This is a genomic window from Rhodoluna sp., from assembly GCF_049276775.1.
In the GTDB taxonomy this organism is placed as follows: domain Bacteria; phylum Actinomycetota; class Actinomycetes; order Actinomycetales; family Microbacteriaceae; genus Rhodoluna.
The window spans coordinates 1-2,844 of record NZ_JBASXC010000083.1 but is presented as its reverse complement, the minus strand read 5'-3'; the positions used below and the strand labels follow the sequence as shown (position 1 = coordinate 2,844).

4 protein-coding genes are annotated in these 2,844 nt (G+C 53.3%); 2 read left to right on the top strand and 2 right to left on the bottom strand.

All coding sequences use genetic code 11. The features are described from left to right. A partial coding sequence (locus WAO31_RS05775; RefSeq protein ID WP_509591343.1) for a glycerophosphodiester phosphodiesterase occupies nucleotides 1–481 on the bottom strand: 481 nt, incomplete at its 3' end. Between the two features lie 41 nt (nucleotides 482–522). Here WAO31_RS05775 and yczE point away from each other — a divergent pair. Both yczE and WAO31_RS05765 read left to right on the top strand, forming a co-directional pair. Next, complete coding sequence (gene yczE / locus WAO31_RS05770; RefSeq protein ID WP_509591341.1) at nucleotides 523–1,086, top strand: membrane protein YczE; 564 nt, start codon at nucleotides 523–525, stop codon at nucleotides 1,084–1,086. 5 nt (nucleotides 1,087–1,091) lie between these two features. Then, a complete protein-coding gene (locus tag WAO31_RS05765; protein ID WP_509591339.1) occupies nucleotides 1,092–1,550 on the top strand; it encodes an NUDIX domain-containing protein in 459 nt (152 codons plus the stop codon). Between the two features lie 87 nt (nucleotides 1,551–1,637). Here the strand turns inward: WAO31_RS05765 and trpD are convergent, their stop codons facing one another. Beyond that, a complete protein-coding gene (trpD, locus tag WAO31_RS05760; protein ID WP_509591337.1) occupies nucleotides 1,638–2,702 on the bottom strand; it encodes an anthranilate phosphoribosyltransferase in 1,065 nt (354 codons plus the stop codon). Nucleotides 2,703–2,844 lie beyond the last annotated feature (142 nt).

Here is a 2,844-nt window from a genome sequence, read left to right as displayed (position 1 = left end):
GAGTGGGGCTGTTTGCGAGCGCTCTTTTTCTCGAGCCTTCACTGAAGCTTGAAACCAGAACACGTTCCGCCGCACCCGATTCCAAAATCGTCGTGATTCCAACTTGCTCACCTCGGGAAGTTTTTATGTCCAAATTGAACTTGGCGTCGGGGAATTTACTAAGTGCCTCCGACAGGGTTGGAATTTGACCTTGGAGGGGAAGGCGCACCGTTTTCACCTCCGAGAGGGTTAGATCAGAGATCAGGGTCTTTTTGCCCAAAAGTCTCTTTAGGTCCTCGTCGTGGAACAGCACGGGCACGCCGTCCTTGGTCACCTGAATATCGGATTCGAGATAATCCGCGCCAGCTTCCAAGGCGAGCTCGAAAGCGGTGAGGGTATTCTCATCGGCAACCTGAGTATTGCCCTGGAAGGTAAGACCACGATGGGCAAAAATACGGGGCCTGGTCTCAGGGTGAGTTCCTAAATAGCCAGTAGTCTTCATGGGTGCTCCCTGATTCCAACCGTAGCTTGCCCAAGCGGCTAGTGATTCTCATTTTTGGACTATTTGTCTACGGGCTGGGTGTTGCGATGACCGTGCAGGCAAGTCTTGGCATCGCCCCCTGGGACGTCTTCGCCCAGGGCATTTCCGTCCAAACCGGATTGACCTTTGGTGTTTCAACCGTGGTTGTCAGCGCACTGGTGCTGTTAGCTTGGATCCCTTTGAAGGTAAAACCCGGCATTGGAACCGTTGCCAACGCAATCTTGATCGGTCTTTTCGCAGACTTCTGGCTACTGGTGCTGCCTGATTTTGAGCTTTATTGGCAACAGCTGATCATGTTCTTGATCGGAGTAGTCATTGTTGCGATCGCAACCGGTTTATACATCAGCTCGCAGCTTGGATCGGGTCCCAGGGATGGGCTAATGCAGGGGACAGCCAACGCTTTGGATAAGCCGTTTTGGCTTGTTCGAACCGCCTACGAGGGCACCGTTTTGACCATTGGCTGGCTCATGGGCGGCCAAGTGCGTGAGGGAACCTTGATATTTGCCCTCAGTATTGGCTACCTGGTCCAGCTATCCCTGAAATTCTTCAAAATCCCCAAGGGTTAGCGGTTTTGGGCCTTATCAGACACCGTGAAACCGCTCGAATCGCGCTCAAGGCCGACTCGGGGCGGTTCTTATTGATGTTTTCCCACTGGAGCCCCGAAAGTGGCCTGGAGCCGCGCTGGGTGAGCCCTGGAGGCGGAATCGAGCCCGATGAAGACCTCTTGCTAGCGGCCTCCAGGGAGCTTCTGGAGGAGACCGGATTGGCTATCAGCCCGGCCGATTTTGGACCAAAAGTTGCCGAGATTGAGTTCCGACAGGACTGGAAAAATGGCAATTACGAGACAGGTGTGGCTCATTTTTTTAAATTACAAGTTCGAAAAGAATTCGGAATTGATCGCACGTTTTGGACTCCAGAGGAACACCGGGACATTCTGGACGTGCGCTGGTGGGACATTGAATCGTTACGAGCATCTGGGGAGCCTGTGGGCCCGCCGGGGCTAGCGGAACTACTGGTGGGACTGGGCTAGTTCAGATGCGTAAGCCGATAATGTACATTATGTCAAGTAAAGGATTATTGGGCCTTGGGGCCACTTCCCCCTGCGGCGTAATCTTCTCTACTTTTGAGTGGCGCTAACCCATTGCTCGAGCTTGTTGGCTCCAGCGCCCGAATCCAGTGCAGTTGTCACCAGCTGAATTGCCGATTCGAACTGATTTCTTAGGCTTGCGCCGCTGAGCTGAGGGTTTTTGGCCGCCTGATAGGCCACCACTCCCCCTGCGGCGTTCAAAATTACAATATCTCTGACCGCTCCCAGCTGGTTTTGAGTAATTCCGGCGAATAGATCCCTTGCTACCTGGGCATTGTGCTGGGCATTGCCGCCCAGCAGGGCGTCCTGAGAGACAGTTGCGATCCCAAAATCGGCTGGATCGAGCTCGTGTTGCTGAACCCCTTCCGGGGTGACGGTCCAAACGGTGCTGGTTGTGGTGGTGGTTAGCTCGTCGAGACCATCATCACCCCTAAAAACGAGGCCAAAACGGCCTCTTTCGGCTAATTCTTGGGCCATTAGGGGTGCAATTTGGAGGTTTGCCACCCCCAGCGAAGTCGCTATTGGCTGTGCCGGGTTTGCCAAGGGACCTAAGAAATTGAAGGTGGTTGGCACCCCCAGCTGTTTTCTAATCGGTGCCACGTGCCTCATGGCCGGGTGAAAAACCGGGGCGAAGAAAAACGTAATGCCAATCTCTCTAAAAACGTCGGCCACCCGCTGCGGTGACAAATCCAACTTGATTCCGAGCACCTCAAGCATCTCCGATGAGCCGGTTTTTCCCGATGCGGATTTTGAGCCATGTTTTAGCACTGGAACCCCAGCAGCCGAAGCCAAAATTGAGGCCATGCTGGAGACGTTGACGGTGCCAACCAAATCTCCACCGGTTCCAACGATGTCCAGAGCGTCGTTGCCGGTGTCCAAAAGCACGGAATGTTTCAGCATGACATCCACCAGACCGGCAAGCTCCGAGACAGTTTCTCCTTTGGAGCGCAGAGCCAACATGAATGCGGCGATTTCCGCATCGCTGGAATCGCCGGCCATGATTTGTGTCATCGCCCAGGTTGCCTCAGTGCGATCCAAGTCTTGTTTTGCAATTAGCTTGGCAAGGATTTTTGGCCAACTGATTTGAGAATTCATATCCCAAATCTTAGCGATGAATATTTGTGCGAACCGAGGTCAATTTGCCTATTTGACGCGGATTCTCGGGTTATCATTAAGGCATGACTTCAACACCTCTAGTTCAAAACAGCGCAATTGCTATCAATCGGCCAAGCGCGAC

Bases quoted from the DNA above. Each gene is read 5' to 3' on its own strand.
- trpD (WP_509591337.1), bottom strand. From the start codon at position 2,702: ATGAATTCTCAAATCAGTTGGCCAAAAATCCTTGCCAAGCTAATTGCA.